Below are 22,460 nucleotides of genomic sequence, written 5' to 3' on the forward strand. Positions count from 1 at the left end.
CTCGACCAGCGACTGAGGGCTCGACCAGCGGTTGGGGCTCGACCAGCGGCGTCGGGCTAGGCCTCTTCCGCGAACGTCTGCTGCGCGATGCGGAAGGCCGTATTGGCATCGGGCACACCGCAATAGATCGCCGACTGCATGATGACTTCCTTGATCTCGTCCAGGGTCAGTCCGTTGCGGCGGGCGGCGCGCAGATGCATCGCGAGTTCTTCGTGGTGCCCGCGGGCGATGAGCGCGGTCAGCGTGATCATCGAGCGGCTGCGGCGGTCGAGGCCGGGGCGCGTCCAGATGGTGCCCCAAGCGTATTCGGTGATGAACTCCTGGAACTCACGCGTCAGATCGGTTGCGGCAGCGGTCGCGCGGTCGACGTGGGCGTCGCCAAGCACCTCACGTCGTACTGCCATGCCGTCGTCGTAGCGGCTCATCGGGGCCTCTCTGCTAATCGGGTTCGGGTCAGCTCTTGTGCTCTGCGCAGCGTCGCGTCGACGAGAAGTGGTGCCACACCGACTGTTTCACCGCTCGGTTCATGGCCTGCGAGCTCGGCCATAGATCGTTGCTCCGACAACACCGCAGTCCCGGCGGCCGATAGGTTGAACGCCATCGCATCTGCATGAACGTTGAGGTTGCGTACCAGGTCCGTGGTCTGCGATGCCGCGACGACGCTACGCCGCAGCAGGATTCGCAGGGTTGCCCATTCCGCGTGCCAACTGCCGGGTGTGCGCTCGTCCACGGCGTCGGCCGACGCGAGCTGCAACGTCGACGCCAGCGCGGGAGCGGTCAGTGCGGCGCGTCGAATCAGCACCGACAGTACCGGGTTGGCTTTGTGTGGCATCGTCGACGACCCGCCGCCCGCACCCTCGGTGACCTCACCGATCTCCGACCTGCTCAGCGTCAGAACGTCGTTGGCGATGTGACTCCACGACGACGTCGCGGTGGTTGCCGCGGCCGCGAAGCGGGTGAACGGAGTACGTACGACGTGCCAAGGCGATGCTGCGTCGAGGTCGAGAAAGTGTGCGGCGCTCCGTGTCACCGCCAGCGCAGTCCCTTGCGAATTCGCTTGTGCAGCGGCTAATTCGACAAGTGCGGACAACGTGCCCGCGGCACCACCGAACTGGGCGGGGAACTGCAGTCCCGAGGTTTCGTCGTATGCGTCGAGGACGCCGTCGAGCCAGTGCGCGACCTTCATCCCGAAAGTCGACGGCACCGCCTGCTGGGTCAGCGTCCGAGCGATCTGCGGGGTCTCCCGGTGTGTGTCGGCGAGGTCGCTGAGCACATCGATCTGAGTGAGCAACTCGGCAGTGATGCGAGCGAAGGCGCGTCGTGATTCGAGGACCAGCGCGGCGTCGACGACGTCTTGGCTCGTCATGCCGCGGTGGAGCCAACTCGCAGCGATAGGACTCAGGCCCTTGCGGAGCGCCGAGATGAGCGGGATGACCGGGTTACCTCCGGCCTCGGCTTCGGCCGAGAGTTGATCCAGATCGAGATCAGCTGCAGCGGAGCCCAATTGGTCGACGGAGACCAAGGCGTCTGCCGGTGCCACCCCGTGTTCGACGAGGGCGCGAGACCACGCCGACTCCACGCGCAGCATCGCGTCGCGGATGGCGGCGTCGGTGAAAAGGTCTCCGGCCCGGTGGTCGCCGGGCCACAACAGATCGCTCACGACTTCCAGTGTTGCAGGAACACCGTCTCCGAATCGCCCTGTAGGTGAATGTCGAAGCGGTATCCGTCGCGGTCGGGGACCGCGATCAGTGTCGCCCGACGACCGGCATCGACACCGGAGAGCACGGCGTCGTCGTCGAGAGTTTGGTGGCCAGGTACGTAGGCGCGGGTGAGCAGGCGGTCGAGCAGACCGCGAGCAAAGACGCACACCGCGAAGAACGGCGCCTCGCCGGGACGCGTCGCGCCCGGTGTGACGGTGCTGAACGAATAGTGGCCCACCCGATCGGTTTTCGCGCGACCCCAGCCGGTGAAGGTGAAGCCGTCGCGCCGCAGAGATCCCGGGGCGGTCGAGATGCTGCCGTCGGTGCCGGCCTGGCGGATCTCGATCAGGGCGTCGGGAATCGGCATGCCGTTGCCATCGAACACGTTGCCGTGCAGTCGAATTCGATTGAGACGGCCTGACGGGACGAGCTCGTTGTCGCCCGGATAGGGTAGGGCGTAGTGGAAGAACGGTCCGACCGTCTGGCCGGGTGTCGGGGCGAGGCTCATTCTGCTTCCTCCATCGGGGTGCGTGCGCTACCGGTGAGCACGATGTCCCAGCGGTATCCGGTGCACCATTCGTGCTGGGTCAGATCGTGGTCGTAGTTGGCGACGAGTCGGGCGCGTGCGGCGGGGTCGACGATCGACTGGTAGATCGGGTCGAGGTCGAACAGCGGGTCGCCGGGGAAGTACATCTGGGTTACCAGTCGCTGCGTGAAATCGGTTCCGAACAGCGAGAAGTGGATATGCGCGGGCCGCCACGCGTTGTGGTGGTTCTTCCACGGGTACGGCCCGGGCTTGATGGTGGTGAAGTGGTAGTTGCCCTCGTTGTCGGTGAGGCAGCGGCCGACACCGGTGAAGTTGGGGTCGATGGGTGCGTGATGCTGGTCGCGCTTATGGATGTAGCGCCCGGCGGCGTTGGCCTGCCAGATCTCCACCAACTGATTGCGCACCGGATGGCCGTCGGCGTCGAGCACGCGCCCCGTGACGACGAGCCGCTCGCCGACGGGATCTCCGTCGGCCTGGATGGTCAGATCGGCTTCGAGGGGGTCGACGTCTCGCTGCCCGAATGCGGGCGCCCACAATTCGATTCCCTCGGGGTCGGCATGGTGCGGGTCCTTTGTTGGATGCCGAAGGATGCTCGAGCGGTAGGGGGCGTAGTCGAGTCGGGGTCTGAGCTCCTCCGCGGCGCCGGCGGCACGCGCGCGTTGGTATTCTGCTGCGAGCGAGCCGATTTCGGCGCTGATCTGAGTTTGGGTGCCCGCCGCTGCGTCGGACGAGATGACGGCTGGGGCGGCGTCGCCGTCAGGCGTGATCGTCTCCTGGCGCGGGATCAGTGGTGTGGCCATCCTGTGTAACCTTCTGCGAGATAGGTGGATCCGGCCTCGGACGAGACCAGGGTGGTGAGCTCACCGAGCTGTCGGAGCTCATCGAAGTCAGTGGTGTCGGGGATGCGGTGGAGCATCGTCGTCATCCAGTACGAAAAGTGTTGTGCCTTCCAGACGCGTTCCAGTGCGCGCGTCGTGTAGGAGTCGAGCGCGTCGTCGTCGTTCTTGAGGAGCGCGCGTTCGATGACGTCGGCGAGGACTCGGACATCGGCGAGTGCAAGGTTGAGTCCCTTGGCGCCTGTCGGCGGCACCGTGTGGGCTGCGTCGCCTGCGAGGAGCAGATTGCCGTCGCGCATCGGTGACTGCACGAAGCTGCGGAAGGGCAGCACACTCTTTTGGATGATCGGCCCCTCCTTGAGCGCGAAGCCGTCGCTGCCCGCAAGGCGGCGCTGCAGTTCTGCCCAGATGCGGTCGTCGGACCAGTCGGCTGGGTTCTCGGTGGGGGCGCATTGGAAGTACATACGCTGCACGGTCGGGGTGCGTTGGCTGATGAGCGCAAAGCCGTGTGGCGATCGGGTGTAGATGAGCTCAGGTGCGCTCGGCGGTGCCTCGGCGAGGATGCCGAACCACGCGAACGGGTACTCCCGGAAGTAGCGCTGCGGATTGTCGACGAGATCGCGGCAGATGCTGCGTGAACCGTCGGCACCGACGACGAGTTCGGCAGTGATCTCGTGATGTGCGCCGTTGGCGTCGGAGTAGGTGACGCGGGGTGCCTCACGATGGTCGGTAACGGCTGCGTCGGAGATGCCGTAGCGCAGGTCGCCGCCGTCGCGGATGCGTGCTGCGTGCAGGTCGAGGAAGACGTCGGTTTGAGGGTAGAGCCAGCACGACGCCCCGACGAGCTTCTGGAAATCGATGCGGTGGCTGACGCCGCCGAAGCGGAGGTCGATGCCCTGATGCTCGTGACCGTCGCGCAGGACTCTGTCGGAGACGCCCGCATCGAGGAGCAGTCGAACGCTGTCGCGCTCGAGAATGCCTGCGCGGTGGGTGGTTTCGATCTCGTGGTGGGTGCGGTTGTCGATGACGACGCTGTCGACGCCCGCCACCGAGAGCAGGCGTGAGAGTGCGAGCCCGGCGGGGCCGCCGCCGACGATGGCGACCCGCGTTCGCGTCGAGCTGACGTAGCTGGTCATCTGTGACCTCCCTTCTGGAAGAACCATAGGGAGAGCTGGGTCACAGAACCTAGCGCTGGTTTTCACTGAGTGAAAACATGCAGTTAGGAGCACCGGCTATCGGCGTGCGGCCGCGGGCTTCGGGCGTGTCGCATAGGGCGCGGCGGCGCTGGATCAGTGCTCGCGCAGCATGTCGATCAGTTCGTCCTTGTTCAGGTCCGAATAGTTGTGTAGTCCGAGTTCCTTTGCCCGCGAGCGCAGTTCGTCGACAGTCCAGTCTTCGTACGATCCGGACTCGCCGCCCTTCTCGCCGATCTTCGAACGGCCCTGCGCGGCAGCGGCATTGGCGATACGCGCGGACTTCTCCTTCGAGTTGCCCTCGTCGCGAAGCTTCTCGTAGAGCTCGTCGTCTTTGATGGACGGGCCGGGATCGCGCTCTGGCATGGGTGCCTCCTCGTCGGAATGAATCTCGGATTGGGGCGTTTTCCACGCTACGCGCCGAGCGGGTACGCGACGACGTGCTCACGATCGCGACACGACAAGGTCGGCGATAATCCGCCTCTAGCAGCGGTGGAGTGCCTACCCTCGGGTACGGGGGTCCTGCAATCTACGGCGACGAAGGGCACAAGGCATGGGCGAGAAGAAGGCGATCAAACGTCTGCAGAAGCAGATCGGCGAACTCCAACAGAGCCTCGACGATGTGCGGAAGTTGGCAGAAAAGCAGCTCGGCAAAGCAGCGAGCGAAACCGACGCGCTGCGTCGAGAACTCTTGAAGCGCATCGGAGCGATCTCCGGTGATTCCGACGACAAGAAGGTCGACTCCGCGGCCGAGGACTCGACGAAGGCTGTCGCCGCCCCGAAGTCGACGCCGACGGCGCAGGTGCCCAAGCCTGTCGCAGCCAAGCCAGCAACGGCCAAGCCTGCCGAAACGAAGCCGGCCGCGACCAAGACGGCTCCGGCCAAAACCGCTCCGGTCAAGACGGCTTCAGCCAAAACCGCTTCGGCAAAGCCTGCTGCGGTAAAGACGGTTTCGGCCAAGCCTGCTGGGGCCACGCCTGCCGCAGCGAAGTCCTCGTCGGCGAAGACTCCGACGGTCAAGGAACTCCGTGAGCAAGCGAAGGCCAAGGGCATCAAGGGCTATTCCTCGATGACCAAGGCGCAGTTGCAGAACGCGTTGGGTTTGGCAGGTTGAGGCGCCGCGTCTCAACTTGAGATGGCCTTCGCGAACCCGGCCATCATCAATGCGGTTCATCGCATACTGAACTGGGGATCCGGGGGACTTGCCGCCACCTGAGCGGCCCGAAGGAGGCCAGATATGAAAGCGCTCGTCTACCACGGTCCGGGAAACAAGGCCTGGGAAGACGTTCCCGATCCGGTCCTGAAGGACCCGACCGACGCGATCGTCCGCGTCGAGACGACGACGATCTGCGGGACCGATCTGCACATTCTCTCCGGCGACGTTCCGGCGGTGACCAACGGGCGCGTGCTCGGGCACGAGGGCGTCGGAGTGGTCACCGAGGTGGGGCCGGAATGTACCCGCGTCAAAGTAGGTGACCGCGTCATCATTTCGTGCGTCACCAAGTGTGGCTACTGCGAATACTGCAAGCAAGGGATGACGTCGCACTGCCAGACGGTCGGCGGGATCGGGTGGATTTTCGGCCATCTCATCGACGGCACGCAGGCGGAGTTCGTGCGGGTTCCATTCGCCGACAACGGACTCATCCCGCTACCGGCGGGCGTCACGGCAGAGCAGGGCGTGATGCTCAGCGACATCCTCCCAACAGGTTTCGAGATCGGCGTGCTCTACGGGGCCGTCAAGCAAGGCGACGTGGTGGCCGTGATCGGTGCGGGGCCGGTGGGTCTCGCGTCGGTGATGACCGCCCGCTCACGCGGGGCGTCGAAGGTTATCGCGGTGGACGGCAACAAGTTTCGTCTCGAGCGTTCACTGGACTTTGGTGCGACCGACACCATCGACATTCTCGCGGGAGGCAACGTCGTCGAACAGATCAAGGAACTCAGTCGCGGTGGGCTCGGTGTTGACGTCGCAATTGAAGCCGTTGGACTCGGGCCCGCGTTCCGCACGTCGCTCGACTGTCTGCGCCCCGGCGGACATCTCGCGAACGTCGGTGTGCACGGGAAGCCCGTCGAATTTCCGATCGATCGGGATTGGATCAACAACCTGACGCTGACGACGGGGCTGGTCAACGCGACGACTGCTCCCGAACTGCTCACGGAGATCGAAGAGGGAAAGATCGCGCCCGAGAAGTTCGTGACGCATCACTTCACCTTCGACGAGTTCGACCGCGCCTACGACACCTTCTCCAACGCTGCCGACGAGCACGCACTGAAGGTGATCATCAGCAACGGGTGACAATGGTGAGGTGACGATCGAAGGACTGTCCGAACGCTCGGGCGACGTGACGACCACGCTGTCGGCAAGCCGGTGGCAACAGTTCGCCGCCGTGGTGGACGGTCCGCTCCCGCAGATCGCCGAACGCTTCTCGAAGTTCCTGGCATCGGCGCATCCGCACGACGCGCTGATCATCTATACCCGCGAGTGCACCGGCCGCCCACGCAAGGTGGCCGGTGCCCCGGCGGTCGTCGAGCGTGCGACCATCGCCGAACTCGACGCCATCAAGGAGTCGGTTCAGCGAGGGGACACGCTGCGCGGACAGGCGGTAGTCGGCGGAGCGCGTCGAAAAATTCTCGCAGTCCGCGATGCCACCGACACGTTGCTGGTACTGGTACCCAAGTCGGCCAAGTCGCAGGCCACGAGCATCGATGAACTCCTGACCGCCTGGTTCGCGCTGGTGGCGACATCGATTCGGCAGCAGGTAGCCCAGGCGAGTCCCGATTATCTGGCCGAGTCGCGGGCGGCGTCGACCGAACGGGCTCGGACGATCACCCAACTGACCGAAACACACGAGGACACGTTGTCGTCGATCCTCGGGACGCTGCGATCGCGCGACCTCGACGACGCCGTCGCGCGCACGGTCGCGGCGGAGACGGCATCGGCCGCATTGATTGCACTGCGGTCGGTCGGTGACACCGATCGCGCGCTTGCGACCGAACCGATCGGCGTTGCCTTTCGACGGCTACGGGCCGAACTCGAACCGGTGCTCCGTGACCTCGACGCCGCCGTCGAGTATGTGGACCCAGCGGTCGACGCGACGCTGTCGGGCGAGATCGCGCACGCCGCGAGGGCCATTGTGCGCTCGGTCGCCGTGGCCGTCGCCGCCCAACCGGCCGTCGAACGGCTGCGGGTGGCGTGGGAAATCAGTGGTGACCATCTCGTCGTCGACGTGCGCGATCGGGGTCGGGGCGAACTCGACGGCGACGCGTTGTCGCGACAACTCGCGGGGCGGCTGCGCGCGGTGGATGGGTCGCTGGACGTCGAGGCGATTGCCGGCTGGGGTAGTCGCGTATGCGCACGAATACCCTTGGAAGCAAACGTCTCTCGCCCCGAGAAGGATCTGCTCGCGGCGTTGAATCCGCGTGAACTTGAGGTGCTCGGGCATCTCGCGCTCGGCCGGCGGAACAAGGCGATCGCGGCGGAACTCGGCGTGAGTGAGAGCACCATCAAGTTCCATGTCGCGGCGATTCTGCAGAAGCTCGGGGTCACCAATCGCGGTGAGGCAGGGCTGCTCGCCGCAGGCGCCGGGATCACGGCGGGGTGATCTCGACAAGCTCGATCAGCGGGTAGGGCTCGATCAGCGGGTAGGGCTCGATCAGCGGGTAGGGCTCGATCAGCGACGGGGCGCTCGATCGGCGGTAAGGGCTCGATCTGCGTGGAGAGGGTAGATCAGATCCCGGTGATTCCATAGGTGTGGATCTTGCGGTAGATCGAACTGCGCGACATGCCCAACTGCTCTGCCGCACGAGCGCGGTTACCCGCGCACTCTCCCAGTATGCGAATGATGGCGTCACGCTCGGTGATCTCCAACGTGGTGAGCACCCGGTGAGCAGTGGTGCGGCAGAATCCCGGGAGGTCTGCGGCTTGTATCTCGCCGACTGGCCGCTGACGCAATGCGGAGCGCAGCGCCGCGTGTAGTTGGGTGAGGTTGTTCGGCCACGAGTAGGCGGAGATGATGCGCATGGCCTGCGGACTGATACGTGTATGGCGTCGCGGTGCGAGCATCGTCAGCACTCGTTCAACCAACGGGACCAGGTCTGGGCCCCGAAGTCGAAGTGGCGGAAGCGTGACGGACTCGTCGAATCGTCTGAGCAGACCACCGTAGTTTGTGTGGGCACCGCTCCGCGCCGGAGAAGCGGTGGCGGCGAGAACATATCCGGCCGCCAGCGCGTCGTCGACGAATCTGGCCACATGTGTTGGCGTGTGCTCGCCGAGTCGGTCTATGTGTCGTAGAACGACCAGGCCTCGTTCGTCGGTGATGCGCGGCAGCCGCGTCGCCGCGAGGCACTCCGGGGCGTCCGCCATGTCCAGGACCACGATCGGTGCGGCACCGTGTGCCAAGCGAAATGCGTCAGTCAGTACCGACAGACGGCCGGTACCCGGCTCCCCGAAAGCGACGACATTCTGGTTGTCGTTACACGAGCGCACGACGTCGTGATAGGCAGAAATCCATGCGGGACTGCGCATTCCGTGAGTCTCGGGCGCGAGTAGGGCCCCATTACGATCACGAGCGACACCTCTCCCTTCTCCTTGCGTGTCGGTGGCGTCCGCCGGTACGTGCTCGCGTCGCTCCTCGTCGACGACCAGTACAACTCCGACCACATCCCCGCTGCTGGTGATGTGCTTGGCGCGTAGTCGGAGCTGGCGCCCACCCTCTAGGGTGACGGTGTGTAAAGCGTTGTCGTGCTTGGTCATCAGGTACTCCGCGTACTGACCGATGGTCGACTGCTCTTCTGGGGTCAACAGTGAGCGGGCAGCCTCATTCATCATGACGGTCTCGCCGAGCGCGATCACCGCTCGGCTGGGTCGGGCGGCCGCGCGTAGGTACGTCTCGAACAATGCACGCGTGTCCTGACTTCGGTCGAGCAGCAGATTGCGACTGATGTCGGTTGCGGCCGACCGTACCAATGCGTCGACCAAGCTGTTCCAGCTTTCGGCCAACATGCTCGCGTCGAGCACACCGACAACCCGCCCGCTCAGGGGATTGAGGATCGGCGCTCCGGTACACGCGAACTGGATCAATGACTGATTGAAGTGTTCGGAACCGACGACACTGACGGGTGCGCCGACCTCGAACACCGTGCCGACTCCGTTGGTTCCCACACTGCTCTCTTCGAACGAGAATCCGCGGTCGAAGTCGACCCGATCGAGAACTCGCCCGACTGCCGTTGAGCAATCGCGGCGGTCGATTATCCGGGCGCGGGCGTCGGTGAGCGCGATTGTCACAGGGACGTCGGACATATCGCCGGTGAGGCGTTCGAGCACCGGGCGCGCGCAGCGGACCAGACGGGAATCGAAGTCGATGTCGTCGTGGTACGCGACCTGATACCGGTCGGCGTCGAGTCCGGCGGACGCGCTCCTCGACCAGGATGCGGCGACTACGTCGCCGACGCCTGCTGCGCCCTGCGGTCCGTACTCCAAGAAGTCGGCGCGAGCAGCAGCAATACGCAGTTGTTCATCCCGCGTGTCGCGCACGTGCTGCTCCTTCCTGTAATGGCGTCCCCGCCGCTGTGACTCACAACACAGTCGATTATCCATCCGTCGATAGTCAAACGACCACCACCCGTCGGTCAGGTCCGGCGTCCCAATTTGGGACACATCAAGTCTGTGGGACAAGCCAAAAATTCATCCCTACGTGACCACAATCACAACAACGGAGGAAGACGATGTCAGACAGAACCATCGATGCGCTCGTGATCGGAGCCGGCGTGGCCGGGCTCTACCAGCTCCATCAGCTGCGAGAACAAGGCCTCGACGTCCGTGCGTACGACTCCGCGTCCGGCGTCGGCGGTACCTGGTACTGGAACCGGTACCCGGGTGCGAAGTTCGATTCAGAGGCCTACATCTATCAGTATTTGTTCGACGAGGACCTCTACAAGGGCTGGAGCTGGAGCAGCCGATTCCCGGGGCAGGCCGAGATCGAGCAGTGGCTCAACTACGTCGCCGACAGTCTCGACCTCCGTCGTGACATCTCGTTCGATACGACAATCGTCAGTGCCGTCTTCGACGAGAACACCAACCGTTGGACGGTCACCACCGACTCCGGGGAGACGATCGACACTCGATATCTGGTTGCTTGCACCGGGATGTTGTCGGCGCCCATGTCGGACCTGTTTCCCGGCCAAAGCGAGTTCGCGGGGGAGATCCTGCACACCGCGCGGTGGCCGCGTGACGGCGTTGACCTCGAAGGCAAGCGCGTCGGGGTGATCGGCAACGGTGCGACCGGCATTCAAGTGATCCAGACCATTGCCGACCGGGTCGGTCAGCTCAAGGTCTTCATTCGGACACCGCAGTACGCCTTGCCGATGAAGAACCCGAGCTATGGGTCCGACGACGTCGCCGCATACAAGGCGCGCTTCGAGGAGCTACGCGAAAACCTGCCCACCACGTTCACCGGCTTCGAGTACGACTTCACCGATGCGTGGGCCGACCTCACGCCTGAGCAGCGTCGAGCTCGGCTCGAAGAGGACTACGACAACGGGTCGCTGAAACTGTGGTTGGCGTCATTCGCCGAGATCTTTTCCGACGAAGAGGTCAGCGAGGAGGTGTCGGAGTTCGTTCGGGAGAAGATGCGCGCGCGGTTGCAAGACCAGGAACTGTGCGAGCTGCTGATCCCCTCCGACTACGGCTTCGGTACCCACCGAGTGCCGCTGGAGACCGACTACCTCGAGGTCTACCACCGTGACAATGTGCAGGCCGTGCCGGTGAAGAACAATCCGATCACGCGAATCGTCCCCGAGGGCATCGTGCTCGAGGACGGAACGTTGCACGAACTCGACGTGATCATCATGGCCACCGGCTTCGACGCGGGGACCGGTGCGCTGACGCGGATCGACATCCGAGGTCGCGACGGACGTTCTCTCAAAGAGGACTGGGGCCGCGACATCCGCACGACGATGGGCCTGATGGTGCACGGCTATCCGAATCTGCTGACAACCGGTGCGCCACTCGCGCCGTCTGCTGCGTTGTGCAACATGACCACCTGTCTTCAGCAGCAGACCGAATGGATCAGCGACGCGATTCGGCACCTGAATGCGAACGGCAAGACCGTCATCGAACCCACCGAGGAAGGCCAGGACGCGTGGGTCGCTCACCACGACGAACTCGCCGACGCGAACCTGATCTCGAAAACGAACTCCTGGTACGTCGGTTCGAATGTTCCGGGTAAGCCGCGGCGTGTGCTCTCGTACGTCGGAGGTGTCGGGGCCTACCGGACGGCGACTCTGGAGGCGGCCGCCGCAGGGTACAAGGGTTTTGCGATCTCGTGACGAAAGTTATTGCCAAACAATTAGATTCACCGGAAGGACAGATGAGATGACTAGTTCGGTTACGGGCGTCGATCGTGGAGTGCTCCAACGCTCGGAAGATGCCGTGTTGCAGTCCGCGGTCGATGCCGAGATGCCGGTGGCAGGCGTCGTCGCGATGGTGACGGATCGCACGGGCAACGTCTACGAAGGAGCGGCGGGCACTCGTCGGTTCGGCGGCAAGGACGCGATCACCACTGACGACGCCTTCGCGCTCTTCTCCACCACCAAGGCGATTACCGCGACCGCCGCACTACAACTCGTGGAAGAGGGCGCACTCGACCTCGACAGTCCCGCTTCACGCTACGTGCCCGAGATCGGCGAGCTACAGGTGATCGAGGGTTTCGACGGCGGAGGTGATCCGATCCTCCGGGCACCGAAGTCGATTCCGACAACGCGTCAACTGCTCACGCACACCGGGGGTTTCGGGTATGACTTCTTCGACGAGGTCTACTCGAGGTTGGCCGATGAGAAAGGGCAGCCGAGTGTCATCACCGCGACCAAGGCTGCACTCACGACGCCGTTGCTGTTCGATCCGGGAGATCGTTGGCAGTATGGCACGAACATCGACTGGGTGGGGCAGGTCGTCGAGAGGTTGCGGGGTAAGCGACTCGGGGAAGTGTTCGACGAGCGGATCTTCCAACCGCTGGGCATCGAGAACATGAGTTTCGTTCTGCGCGATGACTTCCGGCCACGACTCGCCGAGATGCATGCACGCAACGCAGACGGGACGCTGACCCCGATGGACTTCGAACTGCCGTCGCCTCCGGAAGTCGACTTCGGTGGGCACGGTCTCTACGGCACCGTCGGCGACTACATGAAGTTCATCCGGATGTGGCTGAACGACGGAGCGGGCGATCATGGCCGTGTACTCAATCGGGAAACGGTCGAGATGGCAGTGCGGAACCATCTCGGTGACCTACCGGTAACCATGTTGCCTGGTGTGATTCCCTCGTTGTCCAACGATGCGGAATTCTTTCCGGGGCAATCGAAGTCGTGGTCGTTACCCTTCATGATCAACAACGAGGAGGCGCCGACAGGCCGCCCTGCGGGGGCACTCGGCTGGGCCGGACTGGCGAATCTGTTCTACTGGATCGATCGGAAGAACGGATACGGCGGATACTGGGCGACCCAGATTCTGCCGTTCGGTGATCCGACATCGTTCACGAAGTACATGGACTTCGAATCCGTGGTCTATCGCGCACTCGATCGCTAGTCCGAGAGCCGATACGTACACAACTCGTACCTGAGCGCGAGGCCGAGGCGACTATTGTCGCCGCCTCGCGCTCAGGTCGCAGTTGTGTACGGGCTTGGCGTGTCCCCCGTGAACCGATCCGGGTTGTCTTAGAGTCCTGATTGCCCTGATGAGGGCTGAGAAGGGACGATGAAGGACATGGCAGGACGTAAGCGGCATTCGGCTGAGGACATCGTGCGTAAACTGCGCCGTGCCGACGAGCTTGCTGCGGAGGGCAAGACCGGCGAGGAGATCGCCGCCGATCTCGAGGTATCGGCGGCCACGTTGTACAACTGGCGCCGCCAGTACGGCGGCATGGACGGCGATGCCGCGAAGGAACTCAAAGAGCTGCGCGATCAGAACAGCCGACTCAAGCGGCTGCTCGCCGACGCGGAGTTGGAGAAGGACGCACTGCGGGAGATCGCGAAGGGAAAATTCTGAGCCCAACCGCCAAACGCGCCGCCGTTGACATGCTCAAGGATGTGATGAGCATGTCAGAACGTATGGCGTGCAAGGTAGTTGGGCTTTCACGATCTGCGTATCGACGCCTGCCGCTCGCGCAGACACCCGCAGATCCCGATGCCGAACTGCGGGAACAGTTACGCACCTATGCCCGCAAGAATCCACGCCACGGGTTCCGTCGGGCGTGGGCGCACCTGCGTTTCGACGACGGCATCGAGATCAACAAGAAGAAAGTGCACCGCCTGTGGAGAGAAGAAGGCCTGCAGGTGCGGCGTGCTCCGCGACGCAAACGAGCCGGCCAATCCTCCGTGCCGATCATCACTGCGGATGCACCGAAAGTGGTGTGGGCATTGGACTTTCAGTTCGACTCCACCGTCGATGGGAAGAAGATCAAGATCGCGTCGATGGTGGATGAACACACTCGCATGTCGCTGCTGAACATCGTCGACCGCTCCATTCCGGCAGAACGCCTGATCGAGGAGCTGGAAAAGGCGTTCGCGATCTCGGGTGGCCCACCAATGGTGTTGCGTATGGACAACGGGCCTGAGTTCATTTCTGAGGCCCTGCAAGGGTTTTGTGCAGGGTCGGTGGGGATCTCCTACATTCCGCCCGGCACGCCGTGGAACAACGGGTTCATCGAGTCGTTCAACAACCGACTGCGCAACGAGTGTCTGAACCGCAACTGCTGGCCCACCCTCCTGGAGGCCCGTGTGGTCATCGACGACTTCAAAGACGACCACAACCGCCGGCACCGCCACTCAGCGCTGGGCTACCAGACGCCGGCCGAGTACGCTGCCGCATGCACCCACCAGCATCACCCCGTGGGCTGCGAGATCGACTGACCGACAGCAAGAGAGAACTGGCTCTAAAACTGCCTGGAACGGCTATCGGGGACCTGCCAGGCTGGCTGATCTCGACAAGCTCGATCGGCGGAAGGCGGCTCGGTCGGCGGGAAGGGGCGCGATCCATCGGGCCGCTGTACTTTCGACTAGGTAGAACCATCCATTCGGATGGATGCATGTCTCGTGCCATGCCACAAGACTGTGTTGAGTACAAGGTTCTCACCATCGAGAGGTTGAAAGCGGAATGTCGCAGACGGTCAAGGGAGTCATCTCGCGTAGCAAGGGCGCGCCAACGGAACTCGTCGACGTGGTGGTGCCCGACCCCGGGCCCAACGACGTCGTCGTCGATATCCAGGCGTGCGGTGTCTGCCATACGGATCTTGCCTACAAAGAGGGCGGCATCAACGACGAGTATCCGTTCCTCCTCGGGCATGAGGCGGCAGGCATCGTCGAGGCGATCGGTTCGGATGTCACGCACGTCGAGGTCGGCGATTTCGTCGTCCTGAACTGGCGTGCGGTGTGTGGTGAGTGTCGGGCGTGCAAGCGCGGGAAGCCCTGGTACTGCTTCGACACCCACAACGCGTCGAAGTCTATGACGCTCACCGACGGGACCGAACTGACGGCGGCGCTGGGTATCGGTGCGTTCATCGAGAAGACCCTCGTCCATGAGGGGCAGTGCACCAAGGTCAATCCCGAGACCGATCCCGCGGTCGCCGGCCTGCTCGGCTGCGGCGTGATGGCCGGCCTCGGCGCTGCGATGAACACCGGCAACGTTGGTCGCGGAGACTCCGTCGCCGTCATCGGTTGCGGTGGCGTCGGCGACGCCGCGATCGCCGGTGCGCGCCTGGCGGGTGCCACCAAGATCATCGCGATCGACCGCGATCCGGCAAAATTGCAGTGGGCAACCGAACTCGGCGCAACCCACACCATCAACGGCGCAGAAGTCGACGACGTCGTGACCGCCGTCCAGGACCTGACCGACGGCTTCGGGGTAGACGTCGTCGTCGACGCCGTCGGGCGACCGGAGACGTGGAAGGAAGCCTTCTACGCTCGCGACCTCGCCGGAACCGTTGTACTGGTGGGTGTTCCGACGCCTGAGATGAAGCTCGAGATGCCGCTCGTCGACTTCTTCTCGCGCGGTGGGTCGCTCAAGTCGTCGTGGTACGGCGATTGCCTGCCCGAGCGCGACTTCCCGATGCTCATCGACCTCTACGAGCAGGGTCGACTCCCGCTCGACAAGTTCGTCACCGAGCGCGTCGGACTTGGCGACGTCGAGGCCGCGTTCGAGGCGATGAAGGGCGGCAAGGTACTTCGCTCGGTGGTAGAGCTGAAGTCATGAGCAACGTGAGCATTGATAACGTCGTCACGTCCGGCACCTTCTCGCTCGACGGCGGGACGTGGGACGTCGACAACAACGTTTGGATCGTCGGCGACGACAGCGAGGTCGTCATTATCGACGCCGCGCACAGCGCACAGCCGATCCTCGACGCTGTCGGAGACCGGACCGTGAAGGCCATCGTGCTGACACACGGCCACAACGACCACATCACCGTGGCTCCGGAGTTGTCGAAGGAGACCGGCGCGCCCATCCTGCTGCACCCCGGCGACACCATGCTGTGGAAGGAGACGCACCCCGACGTGACGCCCGGCAACCTCGACGACGGCCAGGAGATCGACGTCGCGGGAACGTCGTTGAAGGTCATCAACACGCCGGGGCATTCGCCGGGCTCGTCGGTGATCTACGCGCCGGAGCTCGGTGTGTTGTTCAGTGGCGACACGCTGTTTAAGGGCGGACCGGGAGCGACGGGGCGGTCGTTCTCGAGCTTCCCGAAGATCATCGAGTCCATCAAGGAAAAGATCTTCGTGCTCGATCCGGAGACCAAGGTCTATACGGGTCACGGAGACGGCACGACGGTCGGCACCGAGGCGCCACATCTGGAGGAGTGGATCAAGCGCGGAAGCTGATCCGGTTCATGCCGTATTCCGGAGTCACCTGGTGGCACCGGAATACGGCAGAAGCATCGAGGCGGTCGCCTTAAGTGCTGCAGGATGGGTTGTGCAGGTCGACAACTGGTTGTGTGTGCGTGGGCATTTCGCGTTAGATGAGCCGATGAGTGAACGGACAATTCGTACAAATTAGGCGTGACGTCTAACGTGGTGAGCGCTGTGATCCGACTGTGCGGCGTTGCCATGGCGTCGGTAGGGCTCTTGCTGCTAATTGCCGGCTGTAGTCCAAGCGATGACTCACTTGCGAGGTCTCCGTCTTATTCCCCTACTTCGACATCGCCCGCTGGCCAGCATTCGACGAGTACGCGGCCCTCTACCTTTGCTGCCGAAGCAGTCCCGCCGACAACAGTCGAGGTTCAATCGGAAGCGACTACGGAAGCTATTGTTCCGACTGCCGAAGGCATCCAGTCACCGATTTACGACGGAGAGCCCTGCGCAAACCCCGGCGCAACGTCCCCTGGGGGTCAATTTCGCTGTAGCGGTGAGAATCTTGTATGGAAGGACGTTACCGCTCCGCCCCTCCCCACGGTTGGACCGGACTCCGTCGGCAAATCCTGTTTCAACCCGGGTGTGAAGGCTCGACTGGCGGGCACGGACGGAGAGCTCACCTGCACGGCGACCGGTGACGGATACGCCTGGAAATTCTGACAGACTCGAGCGATCAAGCGCGGAAGCTGATCCGGTTATATGCCGTACTCCGGAGTCACCTGGTGGCACCGGGATACGGCAAAAGGGGGGGCCGAACCGGCCCACCCGCACAGATCCCGATGGGCGGGCGCGTAACCTCTCCGCGGTGAGTGAAGCCACTGCCCCTGCAACGGGTTCTGCGCCCGTCGACCCCACTCGACCCGCAGTTCCGCGTAGCCGCATCGTGATCGCATCGATGGTCGGCACAAGTATCGAATTCTTCGACTTCTACATCTATGCGACTGCCGCGGTCCTCGTATTTCCGACGCTGTTCTTCCCGAAGGGCAACGACACCGCCGCGCTGCTCTCCTCGTTCGCAACGTTCGGTCTCGCATTTGTCGCGCGGCCGATCGGATCGGTGTTGTTCGGACACTTCGGAGATCGCGTGGGCCGTAAGGCGACCCTGGTCGGTTCACTACTCACGATGGGTATCGCCACCTTCGCGATCGGGTTGCTGCCCACGTTCTCCCAGATCGGTTATGCCGCACCGGCTCTGCTCGCGCTGCTGCGGTTCTGCCAGGGCCTCGGACTCGGCGGCGAATGGTCGGGGGCAGCACTGTTGGCCACCGAGACCGCAGAGAAGGGCAAGCGCGCCTGGGCGGCGATGTGGCCGCAGCTCGGTGCGCCGATCGGCTTCTTCTTCGCCAACGGCATCTTCTTGCTGCTGATGCTCGGAATGGACTTCGACGCCAAGAGCGCTGCGACCAACCACGCATTCCTGACCTGGGGTTGGCGAATTCCGTTCCTGGCAAGCGCAATCATGGTGGTCATCGGGCTCTACGTGCGGTTGAAGCTCACCGAGACGCCCGTGTTCGCCAAGGCAGTCGAAGAGGGCAAGAAGGTGCGCGCGCCGTTGGCCGAGGTCGTCAAGACCAGTTGGCGTCCGCTGATCGCCGGCACGTTCATCATGCTGGCCACGTACACGCTCTTCTACATCGTGACCACGTGGACGACCTCGTACGGAACCGGCAAGGTGACCGACGCGTCGGGCGTCAAGCTCTCCATCAGCTACGTCGACTTCCTTGGGCTGCAGCTTATTTCGGTGCTGTTCTTCGCAGCGTGCGTGCCGCTCTCGGGATGGCTCGCCGACCGTTATGGCCGACGCGTGGTGCTCTTGGTCATCACCGGTGCGATCGTCATCTTCGGATTGTGCTTCGGATGGCTGCTCAACCCGTCGTCGGTGACCGACGGCGTGATGCTGGGCTTCCTCGTTTTGGGTATGGCGCTGATGGGACTGACCTTCGGGCCGATGAGCGCGATCCTGCCGGAGCTGTTCCCGACGAACGTGCGCTACACGGGATCTGGGATCGCCTACAACGTCGCGTCGATCCTCGGCGCTGCCGTTGCGCCGTTCATCGCGACGTGGCTGGTTGCCGACTTCGGTGTGGCGTGGGTCGGTGTGTACCTCGCGGTGGCCGGAGTACTGACGCTCCTGGCGCTGTGGTCGGTCAAGGAGACGCGGTCGGTGGACTTGTCGGAGGTCTGAGCGTCGGGGTCTGAGTGCAAGGCATCTGAGCGCCGAACGCGATTCCCTCGGAATCGGGTTTCTGGGGTTGCGATGCGGGAACCAGACCTTCATAGTTAGGCAATGCTTACCTCACTTGAGAAGGTCGCGCCGTGGGCGATCGGCCTATTTCGTATCGTCATCGGCTTCCTGTTCTTCTGTCACGGCGCGTCGACGCTGTTCGGATGGCCGGTCGCGCCATACGGCGGCGAGACCGCAGCGTTCGGGGCGTGGCCGTCGTGGTGGGCCCCGGCAATTGAGCTGGTCGGCGGCATCCTGGTCATGCTCGGACTCGGCACTCGCGTTGCTGCGTTCATCGGTTCCGGTGCGATGGCCGTCGCCTATTTCTGGAAGCACCAGGGCGACGGTCTGCTGCCCATAGCGAACGAGGGCGACTCGGCCGCGCTGTACTGCTGGGCGCTGTTCCTGTTGGTCTTCATCGGCTCGGGGCGTCCCGCATTGGAGAACGTGCTCGTACGTAAGCGAGCTGAACAGTCCGACGCCGCAGCTTCGCAAGGCTCGGCAGTGCGCACCGCTGCCTGATCAACGCGGGTAACGTCAGCGGGGTGATCGAACCGCTGAGCTGGGGCGAACGGCAGTGAGCGGGACGCGGGCCGCCGGGTCGGAGCGTGCGTTCTCGACGTCGCTGAAACGCTTGCTGCCACCCGCGTTCCGTGGTTACCAGCGCGGGTGGTTGCGGGCGGACGTCCTTGCGGGCATCACGCTCGCGGCCGTCGCCATTCCGGAATCGATGGGCTACAGCACAATTGCCCACGTTCCGGTGGTTGCGGGAATCTATACCATCATCCTTCCGACAATCGTGTTCGCTGTTCTGGGTGCGTCACGGCTCATGGTGACCGGTGCCGACTCGGCGACCGCGGCGATCATCGGATCGGGCATCGCGGGCATCGGAGTCGCAGGCCTGCAACCGAACTCGGCGGAGTGGTTGGGTTTCGCGTCATTGATCGCAATCGTGACGGGACTGATGCTGGCAGTGGCCAGGATCGCGCGACTTGGGTTTCTCGGCGACTTCCTCTCCACCGCTGTGCTCGTCGGCTTCCTCGCAGGCACCGGGATCAGTGTGCTGACCGGGCAGATTCCCGGCATGCTCGGGATCTCCGGTAGCGATGGTCGGATATGGGAGCGTTGGGAACACCTTGCGCGCGAACTCGGCTCCATTCGATGGACCGCGGTGGCGTTCGCCGTTGCGACGCTGGCGTTGCTGATCGTAGGCAAGCGGTGGGTGCCCCGCCTTCCGATGCCGGTCATCGTTGTGGTGGCGTCGATCGTGCTGGTATACGCCTTCAACTGGTCCGATGATGTGCCGGTGATCGGCGAGTTGCACGGCGGTTTTCCCGAATTCGGACTTCCCGACTACGTCACGTGGCGCGACATACCGAAGGCCGCGACGGTTGCGATCGGCTGCGCGGTGGTCATTCTCGCCCAAAGTGCGGCCACAGCACGAAGTTTCGCGCAGCGTCACGGAGAGAACGCCGACGTCAATCGCGACATCGTCGGACTGTCTGCGGCCAACATCGTGGCAGGGTTCTCGTCGACATTCGTGGTCAACGGCAGCCCCACCAAAACCGAACTGCTCGAATCCGAACATGGTCGGACCCAAGTCGCCAACATCACGATGGCGCTCATCGCGCTGATCGTCGTGGTCTTCTTCGACGGCGCGCTCGCCTACATGCCACACGCCGTGCTGTCAGCGATTGTCGCGGTGGTGGCGGTGCGGCTGATCGACATCGACCAGTTCCGTCGAATGTGGCGGGTGTCGAAGTACGACTTCACCATTGCCCTCCTGACCGCAGTGGTGATGCTGGTTCTCGGCGTGCAGAACGGCGTGGTCGTTGCGATGGGAGTGTCGCTTCTGGCGATAGTGCGCAGACAGTATCGTCCCGAGCGGTTCGTGGTCGGGGTATCCGACCATGGGCGTCGTCGACGATACGAGTCGGCCAAGCCGGGTGCCGAGTCGATGCCAGGACTCATCGTGTTCCGCTACGACGCGGATCTGTTCTACGCCAACGCCAGTCGCTTCTCCGATGAGGTGGCCGCGCTGGTTCGGGCGGCACCGCACCCGGTGCGTTGGCTGATACTCGACTGCACAGTGATCGGCGACGTCGATTACACGGCCTCGGTCATGCTGAAGGATCTGATCACCTTCGTGCACAAGCGGAATGCTCATTTCGTCCTCGCGGGCGTGGATCCCGAGCTCGGGGACACACTTTCCGACGAGGGAGTGCTCTCGGAGCTGAACTCCGACCACGTGTACCCGACGGTCGGCGCCGCGGTACGTGCGTACGAGGCGGCGTATCCCGACGCGGTAGAAGCGGCACGGTCGGAGGGCTCGTCGGATGTATCGCCGGATGCATGGAAGCAGGAGTCGTGAAACTCGGGCAGGTCGTGGAAGCGTCGGCGCAGATGGCTGCGACCCGGTCACGCAAGCTCAAGACAGCCGAATTGGTTGAGCTCCTTGGTGCTGCGTCGAAGGATGAACTACCCATCGTGGTCACATGGCTCTCCGGCGAGGTGCCGCAGGGCAAGCTGGGGGTCGGCTGGCGATCGCTGGTGAACCTCGATGTGGACGGTGCCGAGGAGTCGAAGCTCGACGTGATCGATGTCGACGACGCGTTCGAGCAACTCGCCGCGGCCAGGGGAGCGGGGTCGGCAGCAGTCAGAAACAGCGTGTTGACAGGGCTTTTCGCGAACTCGACGCCGCCCGAACAGGACTTCCTGCGACGGTTGCTGACCGGTGAACTGCGGCAGGGATCGTTGGCAGGGTTGATGGTCGACGCGGTGGCGCAAGCGACGGGTCAAGACGTCGATTCGGTGCGGCGCGCGCACATGCTGACCGGATCACTATCGGAGACAGCGGTATTGGCCGCACATGGCGGCGACGAGGCGTTGCGTGGAGTGCGGCTACAGGTCGGACGCGCGATCGCACCGATGCTCGCGACTCCCGCCGACGACCTGCCGAGCGCGCTTGCCGACCTCGGCCCCGACGTCGTTGTCGACTTCAAACTCGACGGTGCACGAATTCAGGTGCACCGTAACGGCGGTGAGGTACGGGTGTTCACCCGCACGTTGCGGGACGTGACCGATAGGGTGCCCGACCTTGTCGAGGTTGTGCTCGGGTTGCCCTGTGAGACAGTCATTCTCGATGGTGAAACACTGATGCTCAGTGACGACGGCCGGCCGCGACCGTTCCAGGAGACCATGAGCCGGTTCGGGTCTGCCGCAGACGAGGCGAATCCTCAACTGCTGCAACCGTTCTTCTTCGACTGCCTGCATCTCGACGGCCGCGATCTGATCGACCTGCCGCTGTCGGAGCGACTCGCGGCACTGGATTCGGTGGGTTCGGGTCTCCGTATTCCCTCTGTGGTCGACCCCGATGTCGAAGCGGCACAAGCACAATTCGCAGCGGCCATAGCGGAAGGCCACGAAGGGGTCATGGTCAAGTCGCGCAGCGGTGTGTACGCGGCGGGCCGTCGTGGGCGGACGTGGCAGAAGGTCAAACCGGTGCACACTCTTGACCTCGTGGTACTCGCCGCCGAGTGGGGATCGGGGCGTCGACGCGGCTGGCTATCGAATCTGCACCTGGGCGCACGCGACCCCGACGGCGGGCCGCCAATGATGGTCGGCAAGACGTTCAAGGGCCTGACCGACGAGATATTGCGTTGGCAGACGGAGGAGTTCCCCAAGTACGAGGAGTCGCGTACGGAGTGGGCGGTGTTCCTGCGTCCGGAGATAGTCGTGGAGATCGAACTCGACGGCGTGCAGCGCAGTTCAAGGTATCCGGGCGGGGTTGCCTTGCGGTTCGCCAGGGTGCTGCGGTATCGGCCCGACAAGACCGCCGCCGACGCCGACACCATCGACGCCGTGCGGGCGCTGCTGCCGTAGGGGGCGCTCGGCGGCCGAGCCACGCTTCGCTGGTCGAGCTTGTCGAGACCACCCCACCGCTGGTCGAGCTTGTCGAGACCACCCACCCCGCCGGTCGAGCCTCCACCCGCTGGTCGAGCTTGTCGAGACCACCCACCGCGCTGCCGAGCCACACACCGCTGGTGATTTCGACTCGGCTGCTCGCTC

At 63.8% G+C, this 22,460-nt stretch carries 20 protein-coding genes; 12 read left to right on the top strand and 8 right to left on the bottom strand.

Annotated elements, in window-relative coordinates:
- Positions 1–56: 56 nt before the first annotated feature.
- The 6 genes from pcaC to GOSPT_RS09245 all read right to left on the bottom strand — a co-directional run bounded on the left by pcaC (position 57) and on the right by GOSPT_RS09245 (position 4,642).
- Entirely contained in the window at positions 57–425 is a 369-nt protein-coding gene (pcaC, locus tag GOSPT_RS09220) for a 4-carboxymuconolactone decarboxylase (RefSeq protein ID WP_005205463.1), read from the bottom strand.
- Positions 422–1,660, bottom strand: coding sequence for a lyase family protein (locus GOSPT_RS09225; RefSeq protein WP_005205465.1), 1,239 nt, complete (start codon positions 1,658–1,660; stop codon positions 422–424). The genes pcaC and GOSPT_RS09225 overlap by 4 nt, the downstream gene beginning before the upstream one ends.
- Positions 1,657–2,208, bottom strand: a complete 552-nt coding sequence (gene pcaG / locus GOSPT_RS09230) for a protocatechuate 3,4-dioxygenase subunit alpha (protein WP_005205466.1) — start codon at positions 2,206–2,208, stop codon at positions 1,657–1,659. The genes GOSPT_RS09225 and pcaG overlap by 4 nt, the downstream gene beginning before the upstream one ends.
- Entirely contained in the window at positions 2,205–3,047 is an 843-nt protein-coding gene (pcaH, locus tag GOSPT_RS09235) for a protocatechuate 3,4-dioxygenase subunit beta (RefSeq protein ID WP_005205468.1), read from the bottom strand. Before pcaH ends, pcaG begins: the two co-directional genes overlap by 4 nt.
- Positions 3,032–4,219, bottom strand: a complete 1,188-nt coding sequence (locus GOSPT_RS09240; RefSeq protein ID WP_005205469.1) for a 4-hydroxybenzoate 3-monooxygenase — start codon at positions 4,217–4,219, stop codon at positions 3,032–3,034. The genes pcaH and GOSPT_RS09240 overlap by 16 nt, the downstream gene beginning before the upstream one ends.
- 153 nt (positions 4,220–4,372) lie before the next feature.
- Positions 4,373–4,642 carry a DUF7218 family protein gene (locus tag GOSPT_RS09245; protein ID WP_005205471.1) on the bottom strand — a complete coding sequence of 90 codons (270 nt, stop codon included), beginning with the start codon at positions 4,640–4,642 and terminating at the stop codon, positions 4,373–4,375.
- Between the two features lie 187 nt (positions 4,643–4,829).
- On the opposite strand from GOSPT_RS09245, the gene GOSPT_RS09250 reads away from it, so the two are divergent.
- The 3 genes from GOSPT_RS09250 (at position 4,830) to GOSPT_RS09260 (ending at position 7,875) form a co-directional block, all read left to right on the top strand.
- Entirely contained in the window at positions 4,830–5,390 is a 561-nt protein-coding gene (locus tag GOSPT_RS09250; RefSeq protein WP_005205472.1) for a Rho termination factor N-terminal domain-containing protein, read from the top strand.
- A 123-nt stretch (positions 5,391–5,513) separates the two neighbouring features.
- Positions 5,514–6,569 carry an alcohol dehydrogenase catalytic domain-containing protein gene (locus tag GOSPT_RS09255; RefSeq protein WP_005205473.1) on the top strand — a complete coding sequence of 352 codons (1,056 nt, stop codon included), beginning with the start codon at positions 5,514–5,516 and terminating at the stop codon, positions 6,567–6,569.
- 10 nt (positions 6,570–6,579) lie between these two features.
- On the top strand, positions 6,580–7,875 hold the full coding sequence (locus tag GOSPT_RS09260) for a helix-turn-helix transcriptional regulator (RefSeq protein ID WP_005205474.1): 1,296 nt from the start codon (positions 6,580–6,582) through the stop codon (positions 7,873–7,875).
- Here GOSPT_RS09260 and GOSPT_RS23870 read toward each other — a convergent pair.
- Together GOSPT_RS23870 and GOSPT_RS09265 are read right to left on the bottom strand one after the other, a co-directional pair.
- Positions 7,862–8,020: a hypothetical protein gene (locus tag GOSPT_RS23870; protein ID WP_169330945.1), complete on the bottom strand. Its 159-nt coding sequence runs from the start codon at positions 8,018–8,020 to the stop codon at positions 7,862–7,864. The two genes, GOSPT_RS09260 and GOSPT_RS23870, sit on opposite strands and share 14 nt — an antisense overlap.
- Positions 8,001–9,806, bottom strand: coding sequence for a sigma-54-dependent Fis family transcriptional regulator (locus tag GOSPT_RS09265; RefSeq protein WP_005205475.1), 1,806 nt, complete (start codon positions 9,804–9,806; stop codon positions 8,001–8,003). Before GOSPT_RS09265 ends, GOSPT_RS23870 begins: the two co-directional genes overlap by 20 nt.
- 191 nt (positions 9,807–9,997) lie before the next feature.
- Here GOSPT_RS09265 and GOSPT_RS09270 point away from each other — a divergent pair, with 191 nt between their 5' ends.
- The 9 genes from GOSPT_RS09270 to GOSPT_RS09315 all read left to right on the top strand — a co-directional run bounded on the left by GOSPT_RS09270 (position 9,998) and on the right by GOSPT_RS09315 (position 22,274).
- Entirely contained in the window at positions 9,998–11,599 is a 1,602-nt protein-coding gene (locus GOSPT_RS09270) for a flavin-containing monooxygenase (protein WP_005205477.1), read from the top strand.
- Positions 11,600–11,645: 46 nt separating this feature from the next.
- Positions 11,646–12,851, top strand: coding sequence for a methyl acetate hydrolase AcmB (gene acmB, locus GOSPT_RS09275; protein WP_039855389.1), 1,206 nt, complete (start codon positions 11,646–11,648; stop codon positions 12,849–12,851).
- A 177-nt stretch (positions 12,852–13,028) separates the two neighbouring features.
- Positions 13,029–14,173, top strand: a protein-coding gene (locus tag GOSPT_RS09285; protein ID WP_085941925.1) for an IS3 family transposase whose coding sequence is annotated in 2 segments (ribosomal slippage) — positions 13,029–13,296 and positions 13,296–14,173 — 1,146 coding nt in all. Because the reading frame shifts where the segments join, the coding sequence is not laid out codon by codon here.
- Positions 14,174–14,417: 244 nt separating this feature from the next.
- Positions 14,418–15,512, top strand: coding sequence for an S-(hydroxymethyl)mycothiol dehydrogenase (locus tag GOSPT_RS09290; RefSeq protein WP_005205489.1), 1,095 nt, complete (start codon positions 14,418–14,420; stop codon positions 15,510–15,512).
- Positions 15,509–16,138: an MBL fold metallo-hydrolase gene (locus tag GOSPT_RS09295; protein ID WP_005205491.1), complete on the top strand. Its 630-nt coding sequence runs from the start codon at positions 15,509–15,511 to the stop codon at positions 16,136–16,138. The genes GOSPT_RS09290 and GOSPT_RS09295 overlap by 4 nt, the downstream gene beginning before the upstream one ends.
- Before the next feature lie 925 nt (positions 16,139–17,063).
- On the top strand, positions 17,064–18,353 hold the full coding sequence (locus tag GOSPT_RS09300) for an MFS transporter (RefSeq protein WP_005205492.1): 1,290 nt from the start codon (positions 17,064–17,066) through the stop codon (positions 18,351–18,353).
- A gap of 102 nt (positions 18,354–18,455) precedes the next feature.
- Complete coding sequence (locus tag GOSPT_RS09305) at positions 18,456–18,914, top strand: DoxX family protein (RefSeq protein WP_005205494.1); 459 nt, start codon at positions 18,456–18,458, stop codon at positions 18,912–18,914.
- A gap of 55 nt (positions 18,915–18,969) precedes the next feature.
- Positions 18,970–20,763: a SulP family inorganic anion transporter gene (locus GOSPT_RS09310; protein WP_005205496.1), complete on the top strand. Its 1,794-nt coding sequence runs from the start codon at positions 18,970–18,972 to the stop codon at positions 20,761–20,763.
- On the top strand, positions 20,760–22,274 hold the full coding sequence (locus GOSPT_RS09315) for an ATP-dependent DNA ligase (protein WP_005205497.1): 1,515 nt from the start codon (positions 20,760–20,762) through the stop codon (positions 22,272–22,274). Before GOSPT_RS09310 ends, GOSPT_RS09315 begins: the two co-directional genes overlap by 4 nt.
- Positions 22,275–22,460 lie beyond the last annotated feature (186 nt).

The sequence above is a fragment of the Gordonia sputi NBRC 100414 genome, assembly GCF_000248055.1.
Classification (GTDB): Bacteria; Actinomycetota; Actinomycetes; order Mycobacteriales; family Mycobacteriaceae; genus Gordonia; species Gordonia sputi.